This window comes from Ruegeria sp. AL11 (assembly GCF_056540865.1).
In genome coordinates, this window is sequence record NZ_JBQFXO010000002.1 from 240175 (window position 1) to 258732 (window position 18558).

The window sequence follows — 18558 nt, forward strand, 5'->3', positions numbered from 1 at the left end:
GTTTGCGTCAGTCAGGCGGTCATTTCGAGAGTGTAACCTTCCCAGAGGTCGAAGGCATCGGTTCTGGCATGACGGTATGATGCGGTGGAGAGTTGATAGCGGCGGGGTCGGAAGACGGTGTTGATCTGGCCGTGAGCGGCGAGGAACCTTTGGGCCTGACGCGGGGACTTGAACCGACCCATCAGTTTCTCACGCTTTCGAGTTGGCCTGTGTGATCCTTCGATCCGGTTGTTCAACCCTTTGTGTGCTCGGTGATCCGCACCCGGCGCAAGATCGCGGATCGGCTTGAAATAGCTTCGCAATTTGTCCGTGATCACAACGCGAGGTTCGCCAAATTGCGAAATCAACCGTTTCAGGAAGCGCCGGGCTGCCTTAGCATTCCGCCGTGGTTGGACGAGGATATCAAGAGTATCTCCCTTCGCATCCACGGCCCGCCAGAGCCAGCATTTCCGACCATTGATTGGGATGACCACTTCGTCCAAATGCCATTTATCGGCCGCGGAAGGCCGGTCTCGCCAGATGCAGTTTGCGAAATGGTCACCAAAGCGATTGACCCATTTCCTGATCGTTTCCCGACTGACCATTACACCGCGCTCCGCGAGCAGATCTTCAACATCAGCCGTGCTGAGAGCAAAGCGATGGTAAGCCCAGACGGCATAGGCGATGATCTCACGAGGAAAGCGAAAGCCTTTAAGGCGCGGCATTTGGGGCAGTATGTTCATGCATGAGCGGTAACCCGTTCACAACGCCCAAACAAGTTGGCAATGCCGTCAGGACCACGACACGTTTGCCGAAGGCATCAGCCTTGGCGAAGTTCTTCACCTTGCCCCAAGGCCGGGCAGCGTCTGGCAGGTGTCTGTCAGCCGCGAAGTTTAACGCGGCCCTCAGCGCGTTCATGTCCCGGTTGGCGGTAGCGCTCCGAGCGCGCAGGCGGTCCTCCGCATGGCCCTCAAGGAAGGAGTCACGGTAGCGTTCAATGTCGCTTACAGTCAGGTCCAGGACCAACATATCGCCGAACCATCGCTTGGTCCGCAGGACATAGTTCATGGTGCTGTGTTCCGCTCTGGGCTTCATGCCGCGAGCCAACTTGTCAGCAAACCAGTCGTCCAGCGCACGAGCGACCGTTATGGCCGCAGGAGCCGGAGCGAAGATGTTGCGGGCAGCTTCGCAGGCTTGATCGAAGTTCAGCACATCGTTGCCGTTCGCAGATTCAAGATCGTCTGCCACACCGGGGATGCGCTTCTGTTTAGACACGCCATCAGCGTCCAGCATTCGCACCGTCCATAGACCGGGCAGCTTGGCTCCCTTCCTGTATCCGACATGTAACTTGTCCGTCAGCCGCCGGAAGTGGGCATTCGGCGACGGATTCAGCCTCGCGCGGGCAGCGCGAGTGGTGATTGGTTTGTCCTGTACGGTCCTAGCCATGGCTATTCCTAAAGCATCCAGGCCCCCTCTGGGCTTAAGAATGGCTTAGTATAATAACCGTGCTTAGTAAAGGACGGTCCGGGCTTAACCGGGCATAACGCACTGTTTTATTAGTCTTTCCTGAAACTGAGAGGCTTGTTTCGTGGGTGCTGTAACCCCTTAGGAGGGGGCTGCTCTATCCAGTTGAGCCACGGGGCCGTGCAAAGCCCTCTCTACCTTTGTTTTTTCGGCTAGTCATGGGGTTTACTGTGGGTTTGCTGTAGGCGTGCTGAACAGTTGTAAACTGCACGGTGTTTACGCTAGCATCAGATAAAACAACAACGCAGGTGCCTTCCGTGAACACAGAAACAAAACGCCCGCTTACCCTTCGCGATGTCTCTGAGGCCTCTGGGGTATCCGAGATGACGGTCAGCCGGGTCCTGCGCAATCGGGGCGATGTGTCGGATGCGACGCGCACCCGCGTTTTGGCCGCCGCGAAGGAACTGGGCTATGTGCCCAACAAGATCGCGGGCGCGCTGGCCTCAAGCCGGGTTAATCTGGTGGCGGTCATCATTCCATCCCTATCCAATATGGTCTTTCCCGAGGTTCTAACCGGCATCAATCAGGTATTGGAGGACACCGATCTGCAGCCTGTGGTCGGGGTGACCGACTACCTGCCTGAGAAAGAGGAAAAAGTGCTGTATGAGATGCTCTCGTGGCGGCCTTCGGGGGTGATCATTGCAGGGCTCGAGCATACAGACGCGGCGCGGGCAATGCTGGACTCGGCCGGAATTCCTGTGGTTGAGATCATGGATACCGATGGCAAACCGGTTGATGCGATGGTCGGGATCTCTCATCGACGCGCCGGGCGCGAAATGGCGCAGGCAATCCTGAAAGCGGGCTATGAACATATCGGCTTCATGGGCACCAAGATGCCTCTGGACCACCGGGCGCGGAAACGGTTCGAAGGCTTCACCGAGGTCATGGGCAAGCACGGGATCGAGATTGAGGATCGGGAATTCTATTCCGGCGGCTCGGCTCTGGCCAAGGGGCGTGAGATGACGCAAGCCATGCTGGAACGCTCGCCCGATCTGGATTTCCTGTATTATTCCAATGACATGATCGGTGCTGGGGGGCTGTTGTACTTACTAGAGCAAGGTATCGATATTCCCGGCCAGATCGGCTTGGCGGGTTTCAACAACGTCGAACTTCTGCAAGGCCTGCCCCGCAAACTGGCGACTATGGATGCCTGCCGACTTGAGATCGGACAGCAAGCGGCTAAGATCATTGCCACGCAGCTTGACGATCCGAATGCCGAGATCGAGACCCGCGTGACTCTGACCCCCAAGGTCAACTTTGGGGATACGCTGAAACGGCGCTGATATCGTGACGCTGAAACAGCTGGACAACCGCACGGCGCGGGCGATCTTCATGGATCGCCACGCGCTGGCCGAACCTCCTTCGGGCGGCTCTAAGGGCACCGATTTGCTGGATCTGATCCAGAGGCTGGGCTTCGTTCAACTCGACAGCATCAATACGGTGGCGCGCGCGCATGACATGATCCTGTTCTCGCGCAGGCCCAGCTATCGCAGCGGTAACCTCAAACGTTTGTATGAGCGGGACCGGGCGCTGTTCGAACACTGGACCCACGATGCCGCCGTCATACCGATGGAGTATTACGCGCATTGGCATCTGCGGTTTCAGCGCGATGCGGATCTGCTGAAATCGCGGTGGAAGAACTGGCGTCGGGATGGGTTTGAGCAGCAGTTCGAAACCGTTCTGAGCCATATCCGCGATCATGGGCCAGTATCCTCGTCCGACGTGGGGAAGGATGAAAAGAAGGGCTCTGGCGGGTGGTGGGATTGGCACCCGTCCAAGACCGCGCTTGAGTATCTGTGGCGCTCTGGCGCGCTGACAGTTGTCGGGCGGGAGGGGTTTCAGAAACGCTATGATCTGACCGAAAGGGTTATCGAAACGCATCTCTGCCCCGGTCAGCGACCCTATGACGCCGAGGCGACGGTTGATTGGCTTTGCAATGCGGCGCTGGACCGGCTTGGCTTTGCCACTTCGGGTGAGCTGGCCGCGTTCTGGGATACCGTTAGCGCGGCTGAGGCTAAGGCCTGGTGCGCCCAAGGGTTGCAATCAGGCGCACTAGAGGAGGTCGAGGTCGCTTGCGTCGACGGACGCCTTCGCAAACTGTTTACCCGCCCCGATCTGACCGATGGCTTGAGCGATCTGCCCGCACCAACAGGCCGCATCCGAGTTCTCAGCCCATTCGATCCGATGCTACGTGACCGGAACCGGGCCGAGCGGTTGTTCGGTTTTCACTACCGGATCGAAGTCTTCGTGCCCGAGGCCAAGCGGACCTACGGTTACTATGTTTTCCCGCTGCTGGAAGGCGGCAAGCTGATTGGCCGGATCGACATGAAAGCCCATCGCGACGAAGGCATTCTACGCGTCAAAGCCCTCTGGCCAGAGCGCGCGATACGCTGGTCGGATGCGCGCACGCGACGATTGGATTCCGAGTTGGACAGAGTGCGCCGGTTTGCCGGTCTTGATACGGTCGAATTTGCCAATTACTGGCTGAAAGAGCCTAAATAGGCTCTATTCTGGATCCGTCAGGGTCGGGTGAATGGGCTCCAACCCGTCAATCCCACCTTCAATTTCATCCCCTGCAGCAACTGGACCTACCCCGGCGGGAATGCCCGTCAAGATCACGTCGCCGGGGCGCAGGTGATAGAAACCGGACAGGTGGCAGATGATCTCATCAATTTTCCAGATCAACTCATGCAAAGTCGCGTCTTGCCTAACCTCGGCGTTGACGTTCAGGTGAATGCGCTTGTTGTCCTCTGGGGACCACTCGGCGGCTCGGGTCAAAGGCGCAAAGACAGCGCCGTTCTCCACATCCTTGCCCAGATCCCAAGGGCGCTGTTTGTTGCGCTCGCGGATCTGAAGATCGCGACGGGTCATATCCAGCGCGCAGCCATAGCCAAAGACTGCCTCCCACGCCTCTGCAGGGGTGGCGCGGAACACGGGGCGACCGATGGCGACGGCCAGCTCCATCTCGTGGTGGTAATTCTCGGTACCCGGCGGGTATGGCACGGTCGCTCCGGTCAGAACGGCGTTTGCGGGCGACTTGGTGAAGTAGAACGGTGCCTCGCGGTCTACCTCGTGGCCCATTTCAGCGGCGTGCGCCGCATAGTTCCGCCCAACGCAGAAAATCCGACCGATGGGATAGGTCGCCTGTTCGCCGACCACGGGGATCGAGATTGGTCCGGGTAGTGAAAACAGATGCGACATGGCGATCCCCTGAGTGTTGCGCCGCGCAGCTTACCGTCTGGCACGTAACTGGCAAGCCGTAGCGATGCGCCGGTTCACGCCGACATCTGCAGCGAGATCAGGCACAAAGCCGCCCAATTCCTTCCGCGGCGCATCTGGGCGTATGAATCCCTTGGAAACAGGTAAAATCGCGCTAGATCGCCTAGTAGATTTGAGAATTGATGGCACCCCCACCACCTGCCCGGCACAGAAGTTCTGCCGGAAAGATCAATACGACTGAAATGACCTGAAGATACCTCTTGCGGACGCCTCAACATGTCGGCATTGGGACGTGAACGTATCGGAGACGGCAGGCGAAGACACCCATCCCCCTGGGAGTTTCGCCCGTGTTAGACCCTGTTTCAGGGCTGACGCGCCTTCCGACACGTGGGCCGGGCCGTCGGGTAAGACGACACGCAACGGCCTTGGGCCAGGCACAGAATCCAACCCGGGTCTGGCCACCCCGCCGGAGAATTCCCCCTACCTTCTCCGGCGGGGTTTTAGCTCAGCGGCTCACTCTTTGAAGTTTTTCAGCTCGTTGAGGATATCCAGAAGCGTTTCGTGCTTTTCGGGACCAAGATGCGCGCGCATGCGATCGGCCTGTTGAACAATGCCCGTTAGGTTGTCCTGAATGATCTGTTCCCCCTTCGCGGTGATCTCGACAATCTGACGTCGTCGATCCTTGGGGTGACAGCGGCGCTTGATCAGGCCCTTGTCTTCCAGTTTTTGCAGGATGCGCGTCAGGCTGGGCAACAACAGGCATGCCCGTTCCGAGATATCAGTCGGTTCGCTTGCACCTTCTTCTTTCAACAAGCGCAGCACGCGCCATTGCTGCTCGGTTACCCCGGCATCAATCAGCAATTTGCGAATAGGACCCATCACCCGTTCACGGGCGCGCAACAACGCGATGGGAAGGGATCGCGACACCAAGGGGAGTTGATCGGACATGCTGAATCATCGCCGAAAAAGCGGGAAGTCTCAAGTCGCCCCGAGAGGGAAGGTTTGTAAGCTACTAATAAGTAAAAGTTTAAAGCCGAATCCGGTAAGCTACCGCCGCATCGCCTCGGCGGCTTTTGCATATCCACCCGAAGCCCCATCCACGAAATGCACATGATCGTCCCGCATGGCTGAAGGGACAAAGCAGGTCATCATCGCCTCATCCTGTGCGTGCAGGCCGTAGCGGATTTTGCCGCGACCGCGGGCTTCATCCAGCATCCGCTGGAGGCGGTCCAACGTGGCAGGGTCACAGTCCAGCGTCATTTTCAAGCCATCGTCGAATTTGCGGTAATCCGCGTTTTGGCTGACCATACGCCGATAGTGGCCCGGTTCGAACTGCCCCAACCGCTTGCCTGTCAGAAACAACAGGGCGATCAACAGGTTCTGCCCAAGCAGTTTCAGCTTTTGCGCAAACAGATTGCCCCCTGCGCGCGAGACATGGGCATCCAGCCCAACATCCGGCGGCGGCCATGTCATCGGAGGTCCGTTTTCCGGAACTGGATGCCCCGAACGATCCAGTTCTGCGGCCATGGTGACAACAGATTGCGCCAAATCCGCAAAATCCCGCTCGGTCGCCTGAGCCGTCGGCTGCACCACGACCGAGACGATCTGTCCATGCTGCGCAGGACTGTTAGACCAGCGGCAGGACAGGCCGGTCAGGTTTGGTTGCGCGTTGGGCGCGGCGGGCTCGACCGAATAGTGCCCGGATTTCATCTGCGCCTCGGCCCAGGCCAGACCTCCGCCCGCGAACATAGCGTAGTCCACCCCGGTGGACGGGGCATAGCGGGCCACCCTCAGGTCTTTTCCAGCCTTTCGCAACTCAGCCACCGGAACGAGGGCCGCGCGCAACGGCATCTCAAACTCCTCTTCGGCCCAGCGCCGCAGGGTTGCCAACGCTCCAGCCACGATATCGGCCGCACTGGGGGGCGCGGCAAAGCCAGCCCCGTCGCCACCAAAGACATATGGGAAAGGCTTGTTTTCCAAAGCGTTGATCATGGCCGAGATCACCGCAGCACCGACCATGTTGACGGTTTTGTACCGTCCCCGCGCAATCTGCGTCGTCGAATCCACAATGTCGGCAACACCCACGACCCAATCGTCCGGAACCGAGGCAAACTGCGCCGGGTCCGACAGAAGGGAAAAATCGCGCCAAAGCGGCAGGGACTCATAAAAATCTGAATGGAGGTCTTTCATCGTCCCCCCTTTGTTCCAATTGGAGGTTAAGCTAGCCCGAATGTGATCGCTGTCCTCCCCTTGCAACATAGTACACGTGCTTGTGCGTTTTGCCACGGCGTGCCAATCAGGGCGGTGGAAATGCGCAGGAAAGGGCCGTTCATGCAGGCTGGTTTGGTTGTACTATGTCTGGCTTATGTCCTGAGCCAGTTTTTTCGCGCGTTCCTTGCCGTTCTCAGCCTTGATCTGGCGCGCGATATCGGAGCCTCGCCCGAGGATCTGGCCTTTGCCTCGGGCCTGTGGTTTCTGGTCTTTGCCGCGATGCAGCTACCGGTGGGCTGGGCGCTGGACCGCATTGGACCACGGCTCAGCGCATCCGTTCTGTTGATGATCGGCGGGGCCGGAGGGGCGCTTGTTTTTGCTGCCGCCACCAACTCGCTGCATGTCAGCATCGCGATGGCCCTGATCGGTGTTGGCTGTTCCCCGGTTCTGATGGCCTCGTACTTCATCTTTGCGCGCGAATATCCTCCGGCTCGGTTTGCTACGCTTGCGGCGCTGATGTTGGGCGTCGGGTCGGTTGGCAATCTTGTTGCGTCCTACCCAACGGCGCTAGCTGTCGAGCTGATGGGTTGGCGCGCCACGATGGTTGGGTTGGCGGTTCTGTCCGCCGCAATCGCTTTGGGCATCTGGTTCAGCGTGCGCGATCCGAAAAAGGTAGAGACCGACCACAAAGGATCTCTACTGGACTTGCTGAAAGAGCCTGCCTTGTGGCTCATCCTGCCACTAATGCTGGTCGCTTACGCCCCGGCGGCTGCACTGCGCGGGCTTTGGGCGGGGCCATACCTGAACGATGTGTTCAACCTGACCACCACGCAAATCGGCACGGCCACGTTGGTGATGGGAACCGCAATGATCGCGGGAACTTTTGTCTACGGCCCGTTGGACCGTCTTCTGGGCACCCGCAAATGGGTGATTGTCGGAGGCAATGTCCTCTGTGCGGCTGCGCTTGGGCTTTTGTGCCTATGGGTCGACAACGCTGTTTGGGTGTCCGTCGTGATGTTGTCGCTGATCGGGTTTTTGGGCGCGAGCTTTCCAGTCATAATGGCCCATGGTCGCGCCTTCATTCCGCCGCATCTGACTGGGCGCGGCGTGACCTTGCTGAACCTTTTCGGCATCGGCGGCGTAGGGCTTGCGCAATTTGCCACCGGGCAAATTCACGCCGCCTATGCGGGCTCAAGCCCCACGGCCCCCTACACGGCGATATTCGGCTTTTTCGCTGTGACCCTTGCCATTGGATGCGTGATCTATCTATTCAGCCGGGATAGCGTCGACTGACGCAACGATCAGGAGAGCCCGGTGAAAGACCCCGTCGTCATTGCCCCCAATCTCAAACGCAGGCTTTCGGGCGTGACGGCAACGATTGCGCGGCTGGTCCCCTTGCAGGCGCAACAGATCGACATCGCCGCTACCGGGCCGGGGCTGCCCGCTGACATCCCGCATATCCCACTGGGCCGCCTACCATTCCTGTCCCGTCGAACGCTGCGGGTCTGGCACGCGCGCCGCAATACCGAGATGCTTCTTGGCCTGATCTTGCGCAATGTGTTCCGGTTGAAGCTGAAACTGCTGTTCACCAGCGCCTCACAACGGGCGCATACGGGCTATACCAAATGGCTGATCGACAAGATGGACGCGATTGTCGCGACCTCGCGCAAGACCGCAGGCTATCTGGAACGGGACGCGCAGGTGATCATGCATGGCATCAACCTGGACGACTTTACCCCGCCTGAGGACAAAGCCGCCCTTCGCGCACGGCTGGGCCTGCCGGACGGCCTGCTGCTAGGCTGCTACGGACGCATCCGCCATCAGAAAGGTACGGACGCTTTCGTCGACGCCATGATTGATCTGTGCGCCCGGTCCGAGGGCGTCTCGGGCATCGTCATGGGTCGCGCGACGGATAAACACACGGGTTTTCTGGCCGAGCAGAAAGACAAGGTCGCCAAGGCGGGCCTGTCGGACCGTATCCTCTTTATGCCCGAGGTGACGGTCGATCAGATTGCCGAATGGTATCAGGTACTGGACCTGTTCATCGCCCCCCAACGGTGGGAGGGCTTCGGCCTCACCCCGCTTGAGGCGATGGCCTGCGGCGTGCCCGTTGTTGCAACCGATGTCGGCGCGTTTTCTGAGATCGTGACCGACCCGTCTCTGGGCCGGGTGGTGGACCCGGGTGACATCCCGGCACTGGCCAATGCGGCGGCAGAAATGCTGGAAAACCGTGATTCCCTATCCCAGGCCGGACAGGCCGCCCGCGCCCATGTTGAGCAGAATTTCGATATCCAAGGTGAAGCACAGACCCTCGTGGCCCTCTACAAGCGCCTGCTGAGCGAGTGAAGCGCCTCAAATCGGCGTCATTCGTCGAAATACGGCGCAAAAGCTCTTTTGTCCCGACGGCAACGCGGCTATGAACGCGCGTCCTTAACTTTGGAGACATGAAATGGGCTATCGCGTCGTCGTCGTCGGCGCCACAGGTAATGTGGGCCGCGAAATGCTGAACATCCTGGCGGAACGCCAGTTCCCCGTGGACGAAATTGCCGTGCTGGCAAGCCGTCGTTCGCTGGGTACTGAGGTGACATTTGGCGACAAGACACTCACGACCAAAGACCTGGACACCTTTGATTTCACCGGCTGGGATATGGCCCTGTTCGCTGTAGGCTCTGCCGCGACCAAGGACTATGCACCCAAGGCCGCTACGGCGGGCTGCGTGGTGATCGACAACTCGTCGCTCTACCGCTACGACCCCGAGATCCCGCTGATCGTGCCCGAGTGCAACCCGCAGGCGATCCACGACTATAAAAACAAGAATATCATCGCCAACCCCAACTGCTCGACCGCGCAGATGGTCGTCGCGCTGAAGCCGCTGCATGACCGCGCCAAGATCAAACGCGTTGTCGTGTCCACCTATCAGTCGGTGTCCGGTGCAGGCAAAGAGGGTATGGACGAGCTGTGGGAACAGACCAAGGCCGTCTACAACCCGATCAACGAGGTTGAGCCGAGGAAGTTCCAGAAGCAGATCGCCTTCAACGTCATCCCTCAGATCGACGTCTTCATGGAAGACGGCTCGACCAAGGAAGAGTGGAAGATGGTTGTCGAGACCAAGAAGATCGTCGATCCGTCGATCAAGGTCACGGCCACCTGCGTTCGCGTGCCTGTATTCGTTGGCCACTCCGAGGCCGTGAACATCGAGTTCGAGGAATTCCTCGACGAGGATGAAGCGCGCGATATCCTGCGCGAAGCGCCGGGTATCATGGTGATCGACAAGCGTGAGGCCGGCGGCTACGTCTCTCCAACCGAATGCGTAGGCGATTTCGCAACCTTCATCAGCCGCATCCGTCAGGATTCGACCGTTGAAAACGGGATCAACCTGTGGTGCGTCTCGGACAACCTGCGCAAGGGTGCCGCCCTGAACGCAGTCCAGATTGCCGAGCTTCTGGGTCGTGAGGTTCTGAAAAAGGGCTGATCCCTGACCTGATATTCTTCGCAAGGGGCCGTTTCGTCAGAAGCGGCCCTTTTTCTTTGCGTGTGCTCAGCCATGATCCTGTTCAAGACAAAGGACAGACACAGCAATCCGTGCTAAGTTGCGCCCATAGCCTTAAGAAAACCATCCAAAGGGTTTCACGATGCGCATTTTCTCTGTTCCTTTCATAATACTCGCCATTCTTTCTCCGCTGTCTGCGACATCACAAGAGATCGCCGATACGATCTATTCCGGCGGTCCCATTCTGACGATCAATGATGACCAACCCTCGGCCGAGGCCGTGGCGGTCCGAGATGGCCGCATTCTGGCGGTTGGATCGCTTGCCGATATGGCCGCGCATCAAGGCGATGGGACCACAGCATTCGATCTTGCAGGCCGAGCAATGTTGCCTGGATTTGTCGACAGCCACGGGCACGTTGTGATGGGCGGGCTGCAAGCCTTGTCGGCAAACATGCTGGCACCTCCGGACGGCGAGGTGACAGACATCGCCAGCCTGCAGGCCACTCTGACAGCATGGGCCGAGGCAAATGCCGAAGCCGTGGAAAACGCGAACATGATCATTGGCTTTGGGTATGACAATGCGCAACTGGCCGAATTGCGGCATCCCACGCGCCAGGATCTGGACGCGGTTTCCACCACCATACCTGTCGTGATCATCCACCAATCCGGACATCTGGGTGTGGGCAACTCAAAGGCACTGGAACTGGCGGGCATCACCGCCGAATCCGAAGCGCCGCCAGGCGGCGTTATCCAGCGGGATGAAAACGGAGAACCCAACGGCGTACTAGAAGAATACGCGTTTTTCGCCTTGTTAGTGCCTCTTCTTGGTGATCTGGGCGAAGACGGTCTGGCTGAATTTGCCCGCGCCGGCAGCCAGCTTTGGGCGCGGTTCGGATACACCACCGGGCAAGAGGGCCGGTCATCCGGCGAGATCGTCGAGGTGCTGAAAAAGGTTGGAGCCGCTGGCGAACTGCCCATTGACGTGGTTGCCTTTCCGGACGTTCTGGAGGCACAGGACTACATCGGTGGCAATGTCTCAGAGGACTACACGAATAGGGTCCGCGTCGGCGGCTGCAAGCTTACTATTGATGGCTCGCCCCAGGGTTTCACGGCGCTGCGCGACCGTCCCTATTACGACCCGGTCGGCTCTTACCCTGCAGGCTATGCCGGGTATTCCGCGATCACGATGGAGCAGCTTCAGGGCGCGGTGAACTGGTGCTATGAGAACGGCATTCAGATCCTGGTGCATTCGAATGGCGAAGGCGCATCGGATATGCTGATCGCCGCTCTGGTAGAAGCCCAAATGAAATACGGCGACCCCGGAAACCGCCCGGTTCTGATCCATGGCCAGTTTCTGCGCGAGGATCAGGTCGCCAGTTTCAAGCGCTTGGGTGTATTCCCGTCGGTCTTTCCTATGCACACATTCTATTGGGGAGACTGGCATCGCGACCATACCGTCGGCCCGATCAACGGTGAGAATATCTCGCCGACCGGATGGATACGAGAGCGGGAAATGATGTTCGGAACGCATCACGATGCGCCGGTGGCCTTGCCCGACAGCATGCGCGTTCTGGCCGCGACAGTAACGCGACGTACCCGGTCAGGCGACATACTTGGCCCGCATCAACGTGTCGATGTTATGACCGCCCTCAAGGCCATGACGATTTGGCCCGCATGGCAGCATTTCGAAGAGGATCACAAGGGTTCAATCGAAGTTGGGAAGGTCGCCGACTTCGTCATCCTTTCGGACGATCCGACAGCGGTGGACCCGGAAACTCTGGCCGAGCTTCAGGTTCTGGTGACCGTGAAGAACGATACAGTTGTCTACGAGGCTGAAGAAGGCATTCGAGAAGGAAAGCTGGACGTCTCGCCCTTTTCTAGCGATCCGGTTGTGGCACATACCTTCCTGCACGCGATTTATCAGGGGATGAAAGTCGAACAGCCTTGGCTGGCGACAGAGCCAAAACGCAATTAAAGGGCGTTTCCGAGGATAGGGCTATCCCTGCCCTTCCACCAAAACCTTGAGGTTCATCAGACCACGCTCATAGTCCGGGCCTAGCCACCGGTCCATCATCACCCCCATCCAACGAGACATCGGATTCATACCCAACTCAGACTTGAACCCCCACGTAACCTGAGTCTGATCCCCATCGGGCTGTAGGACAAATGCGGCCGAGGCTGTTCCCATCGGACCGAAATCAAGCGCGGTCTGGACGCTTTGGTTTTCGACGCTCGCCACGATCTCTTGCGATCCGGTGCCGACCTGCGGGTCGTCAGAGCTCCAGTTCAAAATATTCCCAACCCCCGACTCTGGCCCGGAATAGGTCAGCTTGGTCTCGGGGTCCCGGTGCAACCAGGGTGACCAATGCTCGGTCTGCTGCATCGAGTTCACATAGGGAAAAATCACCTCAGGCGCGGCGTTGATGGTGATACTGCGGGATACATCAGCTTTTGAGGGCAGCAGGTACGCAATGCCGACCAGTGCCAGTACAACAACGATCAGGCCAAGAAAAACGCGCTTAATCAATTTCATAATATGCTCCAAAGGGTAATTCCTTTGTCCGGAGCATATCATAGAAAATTGGACGGAACCGCCGCCTACCGCGATGCTAGGGCGTCAGACCGGAACGAACTTTTTCTGATAGGGGTCGAAACACTCCAACCCGCCCGCGCCGATATCTGTCCAAAGCCCGTGCAGGCTGAGCGTGTCGTTCTTGACCGCGTCTGACACAAACGGGAAGGTCATCAGGTTTTCCAGCGACGCTACGACGGCCTGACGTTCAAACTGGCGGGCCTGCTCGACGCCATCTTCGATATCCGCGACCTGTTCGTACTTGGGCTTGAGGATATCCATCCAACGGCCAACAAAGCTTTCTTTTGCTTCCAGCTGCGGAGCTTCACCCTTGCACATGTCGATACAGCCCTGCACCCCACCGCATTGCGAATGACCAAGCACGATCAGGTGCGCCACTTTCAACGCGGTCACCGCATATTCGATGGCTGCACTGGTCCCGTGGTGATCCCCATCCGGAGCGTAAGGCGGCACCAGGTTGGCAATGTTGCGGTGAATGAAGAACTCGCCCTGATCGGCACCGAAGATCGCGGTCACATGAACCCGGCTGTCGCAACAGCAAATCACCATCGCACGTGGGCGCTGCCCCTCATCCGCCAAACGCCGATACCAGACCTGATTTTCGGAATAGGTCGTCGCTTTCCAGCCGTGATACCGTTTCACCAGATAGGTCGGCAAAGGTTTGGCTAAATCCATTTCGGCATTCCCGTCTTTCGTTGCGTAGGCTGCTGTAAACCGAATTCAAGAAAAATTCGAGCCATTATCCAAATTCATCGCAAGGTTTTGCAAAGGAATTGACAGCAAGGATCATAGCCACGCCGTGGGGGCGACGAAACTAGGGTGAATGTGGTGGAAAACATACTCAGGCTTGAACACAAGGAAACCGTGCGACTGGATCCGGATCGCCTCAGCGGGCTGTACCGGCAATTGGGCGACAAGAACGCGTTGGACGTGCTGTGCCGCACGGTCGAGGAACTGGCCGTGCGTCTTTCGAATTGCGAACGGCATTGGCGGCAGCGCGATTGGCAGGCCTTGCGCAAATGCTCCAAATCGCTGGTGGCGATCGCCGATCAGACCGGAATGACGGCGCTGGCGCGGGTTGCGGGTGATGTCGCCGGTACTGTGGATGCGGGTGATGCTGTTGCAGCAGGTGCAACGCTGGGGCGGTTGATCCGGGTTGGAGAGCGCTCTCTGACCGCGATCTGGGATCAGCAGGACCTTTCGGTGTGACGGGGGTTGCGGGCAGGCCGCAGGCGGATAGTCTGGTCGCAAATTCACTCAGCCCGAGACGACTATGACCCTCAGCTTTGCCCAACCCTCTAACACCTCTGTGCCGCTGCATGTGGTGGCGCAACCTGATCTGGACGATTGGCTGGCCGGTCAGTCCGATCACATCCGAAATTGGGTAACGGCAAACGGGTTCAAGGGCGCTTTGGGTCAAGTCCTGACCGTGCCAAGCACGGAGGGCGGTGCGGGGTTTGCGCTGGCCGGATACGGGACCCAGAGCAAGCGCGCCCGCAAGCGGTTCCCTCTGGCCGCTGCGGCGGATGCGCTGCCGGAAGGCGGCTATCACATCGCAGCGGGCGTTCCGACGGAGCATCTGGAGATGGAGTGTCTGGGCTGGTTGCTGACCGGCTACGCCTTTGATCGCTATGCGCCTCAATCCGCCGCTAAAGCGCGTCTGGTAGCTCCCGAAGGCGTTGATGCCGCGCGGTTGGAGGTACTGGCAAATGCCGAGGCGCTGACCCGCGATCTGGTCAACACGCCAGCCTCCGATATGGGGTCGGATCAACTGCAAGCGGCAGCCGAGGCGTTGGCGGACGAATTCGGAGCCACCTGCAAAACGATCACCGGCGACGCGTTGCTGGAGCAGAACTTCCCGATGATCCACACGGTCGGACGAGCCGCAGATCAGGCCCCGCGCCTGATCGAGATGAATTGGGGCGCGACCGGGCCGACGTTGACGCTTGTCGGCAAGGGTGTGTGTTTCGATACCGGCGGGCTGAATCTGAAACCGGGCGCGTCGATGGGTCTGATGAAAAAGGACATGGGGGGTGCCGCCAATGTTCTGGGCCTTGCCCGGATGATCATGGCGCTGAGCCTGCCGCTACAGCTGCGGGTGCTGATCCCGGCGGTTGAGAATGCGGTGGCTGGAAACGCCTTCCGACCCGGGGATATCCTGACTTCGCGCAAGGGTCTGACCGTCGAGATCAACAACACCGATGCCGAGGGGCGGCTGGTTTTGGCTGATGCGCTAGCGCTGGCGGATGAGGGGAAACCTGATCTCGTGATCTCGATGGCGACCCTGACCGGTGCGGCCCGTGTGGCCGTGGGGCCTGATCTGGCGCCGTTCTACACCGATGACGACCGGGCCGCCGGGGCGCTGAGCAAAGCTGCTGCCCAAGCCGCTGATCCGGTCTGGCGCATGCCTTTCCATACGCCCTATGAGGCGATGATCGAACCCGGCATCGCCGATCTGGACAACGCGCCCTCGGGCGGTTTTGCAGGCTCCATCACCGCAGCTCTGTTCCTGCGCCGCTTTGTTGAAGACAGCAATTACATGCATTTCGACATCTATTCCTGGCAGCCCAGCAAGCAACCGGGTCGCAGCAAGGGAGGTCTGGGGCAAGGCCCACGCGCCCTACTGACCGCACTGCCCGATATCTTGGGCCTATGACCCAGCTTCGCGTCTTGGACCCGGTCGTTGACCTGCTGCGCAGCCCTGATGGCCTGCGCGATCGTCAGTTGCTGTTCGGAGACACAGTACAGCTTGCAGAGCAGAAAAACGGGTGGAGTCGTATCAAGGCTGACAAGGATGGCTATGTCGGATGGGTTCGCTCGGCCCAATTGGGGCCGCAACAGACCACGACCCATAGGATTGTTGCACCCGCCACACATGCCTATGAACAGGCGGATATGAAAACCCGCGATCTGGCCTCGCTGAGTTTTGGCAGCTCCGTACACGCGCTCTCCCAAGCGGATAGGTTTGTTGAAACTGAACTGGGCTTCATCCCAAAAACCCACACGGCCCCGATTGCCGAATTGAACCGTGATCCTGTCGCTGTGGCCGAGTTGTTTCTGGGCACCCCATATCTGTGGGGCGGCAACAGTCGGTTCGGGATCGACTGTTCTGGACTGGTTCAGGTGGGGTTGCTGGCCTGCGGTATGGCGTGTCCCGGCGACAGCGGCGATCAGGAAAAGGCCCTTGGTATCAATCTGCCCGAAGGATCAGAGGCCAAACGCGGCGATCTATTGTTTTGGAAAGGCCATGTCGCATGGGTTTCAGGACCGAATATGCTGTTGCATGCCAATGCGCATCACATGGCGGTCGCTTACGAGGCCTTGGATCAGGCCATCACGCGCATAGAGACGCAAGGCGACGGGCCTGTGACGGCCCATAAAAGGCTCTAATCCGGGGAAACTGAGCGGATCAGCTTGCGCTCCAATACCCGCAAGACCGTGCGCAGGTCATGGCCGCGTTTCAGAATCCGTCCGTCCATCCCCACAACGGAATACATCCCCTGCTTTTGGCGCAGACGGGGGTGCTTCTCGATCCGGTAGATCGGATGCTCGGCGGTCCGTCGGAAGATCGAAAAAATCGCCATGTCGCGCAGGTTGGAAATTCCGTAGTCGCGCCATTCTCCGGCGGCGACCATCTTACCATAGACGGACAGGATATGGGACATCTCGCGCCGGTCGAACGCGACGGGCATCTGGGCCGAGTTTGTAGGGAACCGGCTGGGAGGCTGCATGTTCATACCCCAAGCCTTGCCGGAAAACGCGACTGAATCAAGCCCGATGCGCAAGCGGGCCATAATTCGTCAACGGGTGTTACCGCCGTCCGACTTGTCGACATATCAGGATCACAGGCAGTAATCCAACGGCCAGAATGACCAAGGATGGCACCGCCGCCCCCTCGAGCCGCTCGTCCGAAGCCAGCCGGTAGGCCTGTACCGCCAGCGTGTCAAAGTTGAAGGGGCGCATGATCAGCGTTGCGGGCAATTCCTTCATCACGTCGACAAAGACGATCAACAAGGCCGTCAGCAATGAGGGCGTCAGGATCGGCAGATGCACCCGCCTCAGTGTACCCAGAGGCGTCTGCCCCAAAGACCGGGCTGCGGCGTCCATATTGGCGTGAACCGTACTCTGCCCGCCTTCATAGGCACTTAGGGCCGCCGCAAGGAACCGCACCATATAGGCCGCCACCAGCAGCCAGATAGACCCGGTCACCAGCAGGCCCGTCGATACATCAAATGTCGCGCGCATCCACGCGTCCAACGCATTGTCAAAGCTGGCAAAAGGCACCAGCAGGCCAACGGCGATCACCCCGCCCGGCACCGCATAGCCCAGCCGCGCGATATAGCCCGCGATGGTCGAGGGCCGCCCCGGCCTCAAGCGCTGAAAGAACCCAACACTGACGGCCGCAATAACTGTGATGACAGCAGCCGTCCCGGCAAGGGTCAGCGAGTTCTGAATGAAGCCGAGGTAGCGGGGCGACAGCAGGTTCTGCTCGGATTTCAACCCCATCTCGAACAAAACGACCAACGGCAGAAGGAACCCGAAAAACACGGGAATGGCGCAGAGGGCAAAAGCCCCGATCGCGCGCCATCCAGTCAGTTGCGCTGCGGGCAGAGCTGCATGTTGCTTGCCCGCTTGATAGTACTTGGCCTTGCCGCGCCGAGTGCGTTCAGCCACAGCCAACACAAGCGCGAAGGTCAGCAGACACAAAGCCAGTTGTGCGGCGCCTGCACGATCTCCCAGCGAAAACCAACTGGTATAAATGCCCGTGGCGAAGGTCTGGACGCCAAAATACGAGACGGTTCCGAAATCGGCAATGGTCTCCATGATCGCCAGAAGAACGCCTCCGGCAATGGCCGGGCGCGCCATCGGCAGCGAGACCCGCCGGAACGCCAGCCAGGGGCTGTTTCCCAACGCCCGCGCCGCCAGAAACGCGGTGGCGCTTTGCTGCAGGAACGCCGCCCGCGCCAGCAGGTAGACATAGGGGTATAGCACCAGCGTCAGCATCACCGCCGCGCCCTCGGTCGAGCGGATTTCGGGGAACCAGTAGTCGCGCGGCCCCCAACCCGTCACATCGCGCAGCGTGGCCTGCACGATACCGGGATGATCCAATATGAACGTGTAGGCATAGGCCAAAACGTAGGCGGGGAAGGCCAATGGCAGGACCAGCGCGATCTCCAACAGGCGTACGCCAGGGAACCGCGTCATTGTCACCAGCCACGCGGCCCCGGTCCCGATGCTGAACGTGCCCACGGCCACCAGAACCACCAATATGGCGGTGGTCATCGTGTAGCGCGGCAATACGGTTTCAGCCAGATGCGAGATGGTTTCCGTGCCACCGGTCAGCGCCGCTAGGACCACCGCGACCATCGGCAACAAGCAGGCGGCCGCTACGATATAGGCGATGGCCGCCAACAGCCGCGTGCCACGCACGCCGCGGTTTCGTGATCCATTTTCAGAATATTCGATCTGGGCCATTTTCCGGGCTTGTAAGGGACGAGGGCGTCCTCTTTCTCGACTAAAACGCTAGGAAACGCCAGTGCCC

The 18558-nt window shown here is 59.3% G+C and carries 18 protein-coding genes; 9 read left to right on the forward strand and 9 right to left on the reverse strand.

The annotated features are described in order from the left end of the window. Positions 1–11: 11 nt before the first annotated feature. Both ACR0IP_RS04905 and ACR0IP_RS04910 read right to left on the reverse strand, forming a co-directional pair. Entirely contained in the window at positions 12–722 is a 711-nt protein-coding gene (locus tag ACR0IP_RS04905) for an IS6 family transposase (protein ID WP_480524144.1), read from the reverse strand. Then, positions 691–1272, reverse strand: coding sequence for a hypothetical protein (locus tag ACR0IP_RS04910; RefSeq protein ID WP_480524146.1), 582 nt, complete (start codon positions 1270–1272; stop codon positions 691–693). The genes ACR0IP_RS04905 and ACR0IP_RS04910 overlap by 32 nt, the downstream gene beginning before the upstream one ends. Before the next feature lie 488 nt (positions 1273–1760). Between ACR0IP_RS04910 and ACR0IP_RS04915 the strand changes: the two genes are divergently transcribed. Together ACR0IP_RS04915 and ACR0IP_RS04920 are read left to right on the forward strand one after the other, a co-directional pair. Next, the gene (locus ACR0IP_RS04915; protein WP_170380279.1) at positions 1761–2786 is read left to right on the forward strand and encodes a LacI family DNA-binding transcriptional regulator; all 1026 of its coding nucleotides are present in this window, start codon (positions 1761–1763) and stop codon (positions 2784–2786) included. A 4-nt stretch (positions 2787–2790) separates the two neighbouring features. After that, positions 2791–4005 (forward strand): DNA glycosylase AlkZ-like family protein, encoded by a 1215-nt coding sequence (locus ACR0IP_RS04920; RefSeq protein ID WP_170380278.1) that lies wholly within the window; start codon positions 2791–2793, stop codon positions 4003–4005. 3 nt (positions 4006–4008) lie between these two features. Here ACR0IP_RS04920 and ACR0IP_RS04925 read toward each other — a convergent pair whose 3' ends face one another. The 3 genes from ACR0IP_RS04925 to ACR0IP_RS04935 form a co-directional block, all read right to left on the reverse strand. Further along, on the reverse strand, positions 4009–4704 hold the full coding sequence (locus ACR0IP_RS04925; protein ID WP_480524149.1) for a fumarylacetoacetate hydrolase family protein: 696 nt from the start codon (positions 4702–4704) through the stop codon (positions 4009–4011). Between the two features lie 531 nt (positions 4705–5235). After that, complete coding sequence (gene hpaR, locus ACR0IP_RS04930) at positions 5236–5670, reverse strand: homoprotocatechuate degradation operon regulator HpaR (RefSeq protein WP_170380277.1); 435 nt, start codon at positions 5668–5670, stop codon at positions 5236–5238. Between the two features lie 99 nt (positions 5671–5769). Then, positions 5770–6912 carry a DUF3095 domain-containing protein gene (locus ACR0IP_RS04935; RefSeq protein WP_480524151.1) on the reverse strand — a complete coding sequence of 381 codons (1143 nt, stop codon included), beginning with the start codon at positions 6910–6912 and terminating at the stop codon, positions 5770–5772. Positions 6913–7053: 141 nt separating this feature from the next. Between ACR0IP_RS04935 and ACR0IP_RS04940 the strand changes: the two genes are divergently transcribed. The 4 genes from ACR0IP_RS04940 to ACR0IP_RS04955 all read left to right on the forward strand — a co-directional run bounded on the left by ACR0IP_RS04940 (position 7054) and on the right by ACR0IP_RS04955 (position 12398). Then, positions 7054–8226, forward strand: a complete 1173-nt coding sequence (locus tag ACR0IP_RS04940) for an MFS transporter (RefSeq protein ID WP_480524318.1) — start codon at positions 7054–7056, stop codon at positions 8224–8226. A 21-nt stretch (positions 8227–8247) separates the two neighbouring features. Beyond that, a complete protein-coding gene (locus tag ACR0IP_RS04945) occupies positions 8248–9279 on the forward strand; it encodes a glycosyltransferase family 4 protein (RefSeq protein WP_480524153.1) in 1032 nt (343 codons plus the stop codon). A 103-nt stretch (positions 9280–9382) separates the two neighbouring features. Beyond that, positions 9383–10405 carry an aspartate-semialdehyde dehydrogenase gene (locus ACR0IP_RS04950; protein WP_480524155.1) on the forward strand — a complete coding sequence of 341 codons (1023 nt, stop codon included), beginning with the start codon at positions 9383–9385 and terminating at the stop codon, positions 10403–10405. 160 nt (positions 10406–10565) lie between these two features. Beyond that, a complete protein-coding gene (locus ACR0IP_RS04955) occupies positions 10566–12398 on the forward strand; it encodes an amidohydrolase (protein ID WP_480524157.1) in 1833 nt (610 codons plus the stop codon). Between the two features lie 21 nt (positions 12399–12419). Here the strand turns inward: ACR0IP_RS04955 and ACR0IP_RS04960 are convergent, their stop codons facing one another. After that, positions 12420–12956 carry an SRPBCC family protein gene (locus ACR0IP_RS04960; protein WP_170380272.1) on the reverse strand — a complete coding sequence of 179 codons (537 nt, stop codon included), beginning with the start codon at positions 12954–12956 and terminating at the stop codon, positions 12420–12422. 84 nt (positions 12957–13040) lie between these two features. Next, positions 13041–13691, reverse strand: coding sequence for a carbonic anhydrase (locus tag ACR0IP_RS04965; RefSeq protein WP_170380271.1), 651 nt, complete (start codon positions 13689–13691; stop codon positions 13041–13043). A gap of 144 nt (positions 13692–13835) precedes the next feature. Between ACR0IP_RS04965 and ACR0IP_RS04970 the strand changes: the two genes are divergently transcribed. The 3 genes from ACR0IP_RS04970 (at position 13836) to ACR0IP_RS04980 (ending at position 16406) form a co-directional block, all read left to right on the forward strand. Next, positions 13836–14225 (forward strand): hypothetical protein, encoded by a 390-nt coding sequence (locus ACR0IP_RS04970; RefSeq protein WP_480524159.1) that lies wholly within the window; start codon positions 13836–13838, stop codon positions 14223–14225. A 64-nt stretch (positions 14226–14289) separates the two neighbouring features. Next, positions 14290–15672: a leucyl aminopeptidase family protein gene (locus ACR0IP_RS04975; RefSeq protein WP_480524161.1), complete on the forward strand. Its 1383-nt coding sequence runs from the start codon at positions 14290–14292 to the stop codon at positions 15670–15672. Next, positions 15669–16406 carry a C40 family peptidase gene (locus ACR0IP_RS04980; RefSeq protein WP_480524163.1) on the forward strand — a complete coding sequence of 246 codons (738 nt, stop codon included), beginning with the start codon at positions 15669–15671 and terminating at the stop codon, positions 16404–16406. The genes ACR0IP_RS04975 and ACR0IP_RS04980 overlap by 4 nt, the downstream gene beginning before the upstream one ends. On the opposite strand, the gene ACR0IP_RS04985 is transcribed toward ACR0IP_RS04980, so the two are convergent. Then, positions 16403–16753 (reverse strand): DUF2794 domain-containing protein, encoded by a 351-nt coding sequence (locus tag ACR0IP_RS04985; protein WP_170380289.1) that lies wholly within the window; start codon positions 16751–16753, stop codon positions 16403–16405. The genes ACR0IP_RS04980 and ACR0IP_RS04985 overlap by 4 nt on opposite strands. 73 nt (positions 16754–16826) lie before the next feature. After that, entirely contained in the window at positions 16827–18491 is a 1665-nt protein-coding gene (locus ACR0IP_RS04990) for an ABC transporter permease (RefSeq protein ID WP_480524165.1), read from the reverse strand. Between the last annotated feature and the right edge of the window lie 67 nt (positions 18492–18558).

Bases quoted from the DNA above. Each gene is read 5' to 3' on its own strand.
- ACR0IP_RS04965 (WP_170380271.1), bottom strand. From the start codon at position 13,691: ATGGATTTAGCCAAACCTTTGCCGACCTATCTGGTGAAACGGTATCAC.
- ACR0IP_RS04955 (WP_480524157.1), top strand. From the start codon at position 10,566: ATGCGCATTTTCTCTGTTCCTTTCATAATACTCGCCATTCTTTCTCCG.
- ACR0IP_RS04905 (WP_480524144.1), bottom strand. From the start codon at position 722: ATGAACATACTGCCCCAAATGCCGCGCCTTAAAGGCTTTCGCTTTCCT.
- ACR0IP_RS04940 (WP_480524318.1), top strand. From the start codon at position 7,054: ATGCAGGCTGGTTTGGTTGTACTATGTCTGGCTTATGTCCTGAGCCAG.
- ACR0IP_RS04975 (WP_480524161.1), top strand. From the start codon at position 14,290: ATGACCCTCAGCTTTGCCCAACCCTCTAACACCTCTGTGCCGCTGCAT.
- hpaR (WP_170380277.1), bottom strand. From the start codon at position 5,670: ATGTCCGATCAACTCCCCTTGGTGTCGCGATCCCTTCCCATCGCGTTG.
- ACR0IP_RS04960 (WP_170380272.1), bottom strand. From the start codon at position 12,956: ATGAAATTGATTAAGCGCGTTTTTCTTGGCCTGATCGTTGTTGTACTG.
- ACR0IP_RS04935 (WP_480524151.1), bottom strand. From the start codon at position 6,912: ATGAAAGACCTCCATTCAGATTTTTATGAGTCCCTGCCGCTTTGGCGC.
- ACR0IP_RS04910 (WP_480524146.1), bottom strand. From the start codon at position 1,272: ATGCTGGACGCTGATGGCGTGTCTAAACAGAAGCGCATCCCCGGTGTG.
- ACR0IP_RS04990 (WP_480524165.1), bottom strand. From the start codon at position 18,491: ATGGCCCAGATCGAATATTCTGAAAATGGATCACGAAACCGCGGCGTG.
- ACR0IP_RS04980 (WP_480524163.1), top strand. From the start codon at position 15,669: ATGACCCAGCTTCGCGTCTTGGACCCGGTCGTTGACCTGCTGCGCAGC.
- ACR0IP_RS04950 (WP_480524155.1), top strand. From the start codon at position 9,383: ATGGGCTATCGCGTCGTCGTCGTCGGCGCCACAGGTAATGTGGGCCGC.
- ACR0IP_RS04985 (WP_170380289.1), bottom strand. From the start codon at position 16,753: ATGAACATGCAGCCTCCCAGCCGGTTCCCTACAAACTCGGCCCAGATG.
- ACR0IP_RS04925 (WP_480524149.1), bottom strand. From the start codon at position 4,704: ATGTCGCATCTGTTTTCACTACCCGGACCAATCTCGATCCCCGTGGTC.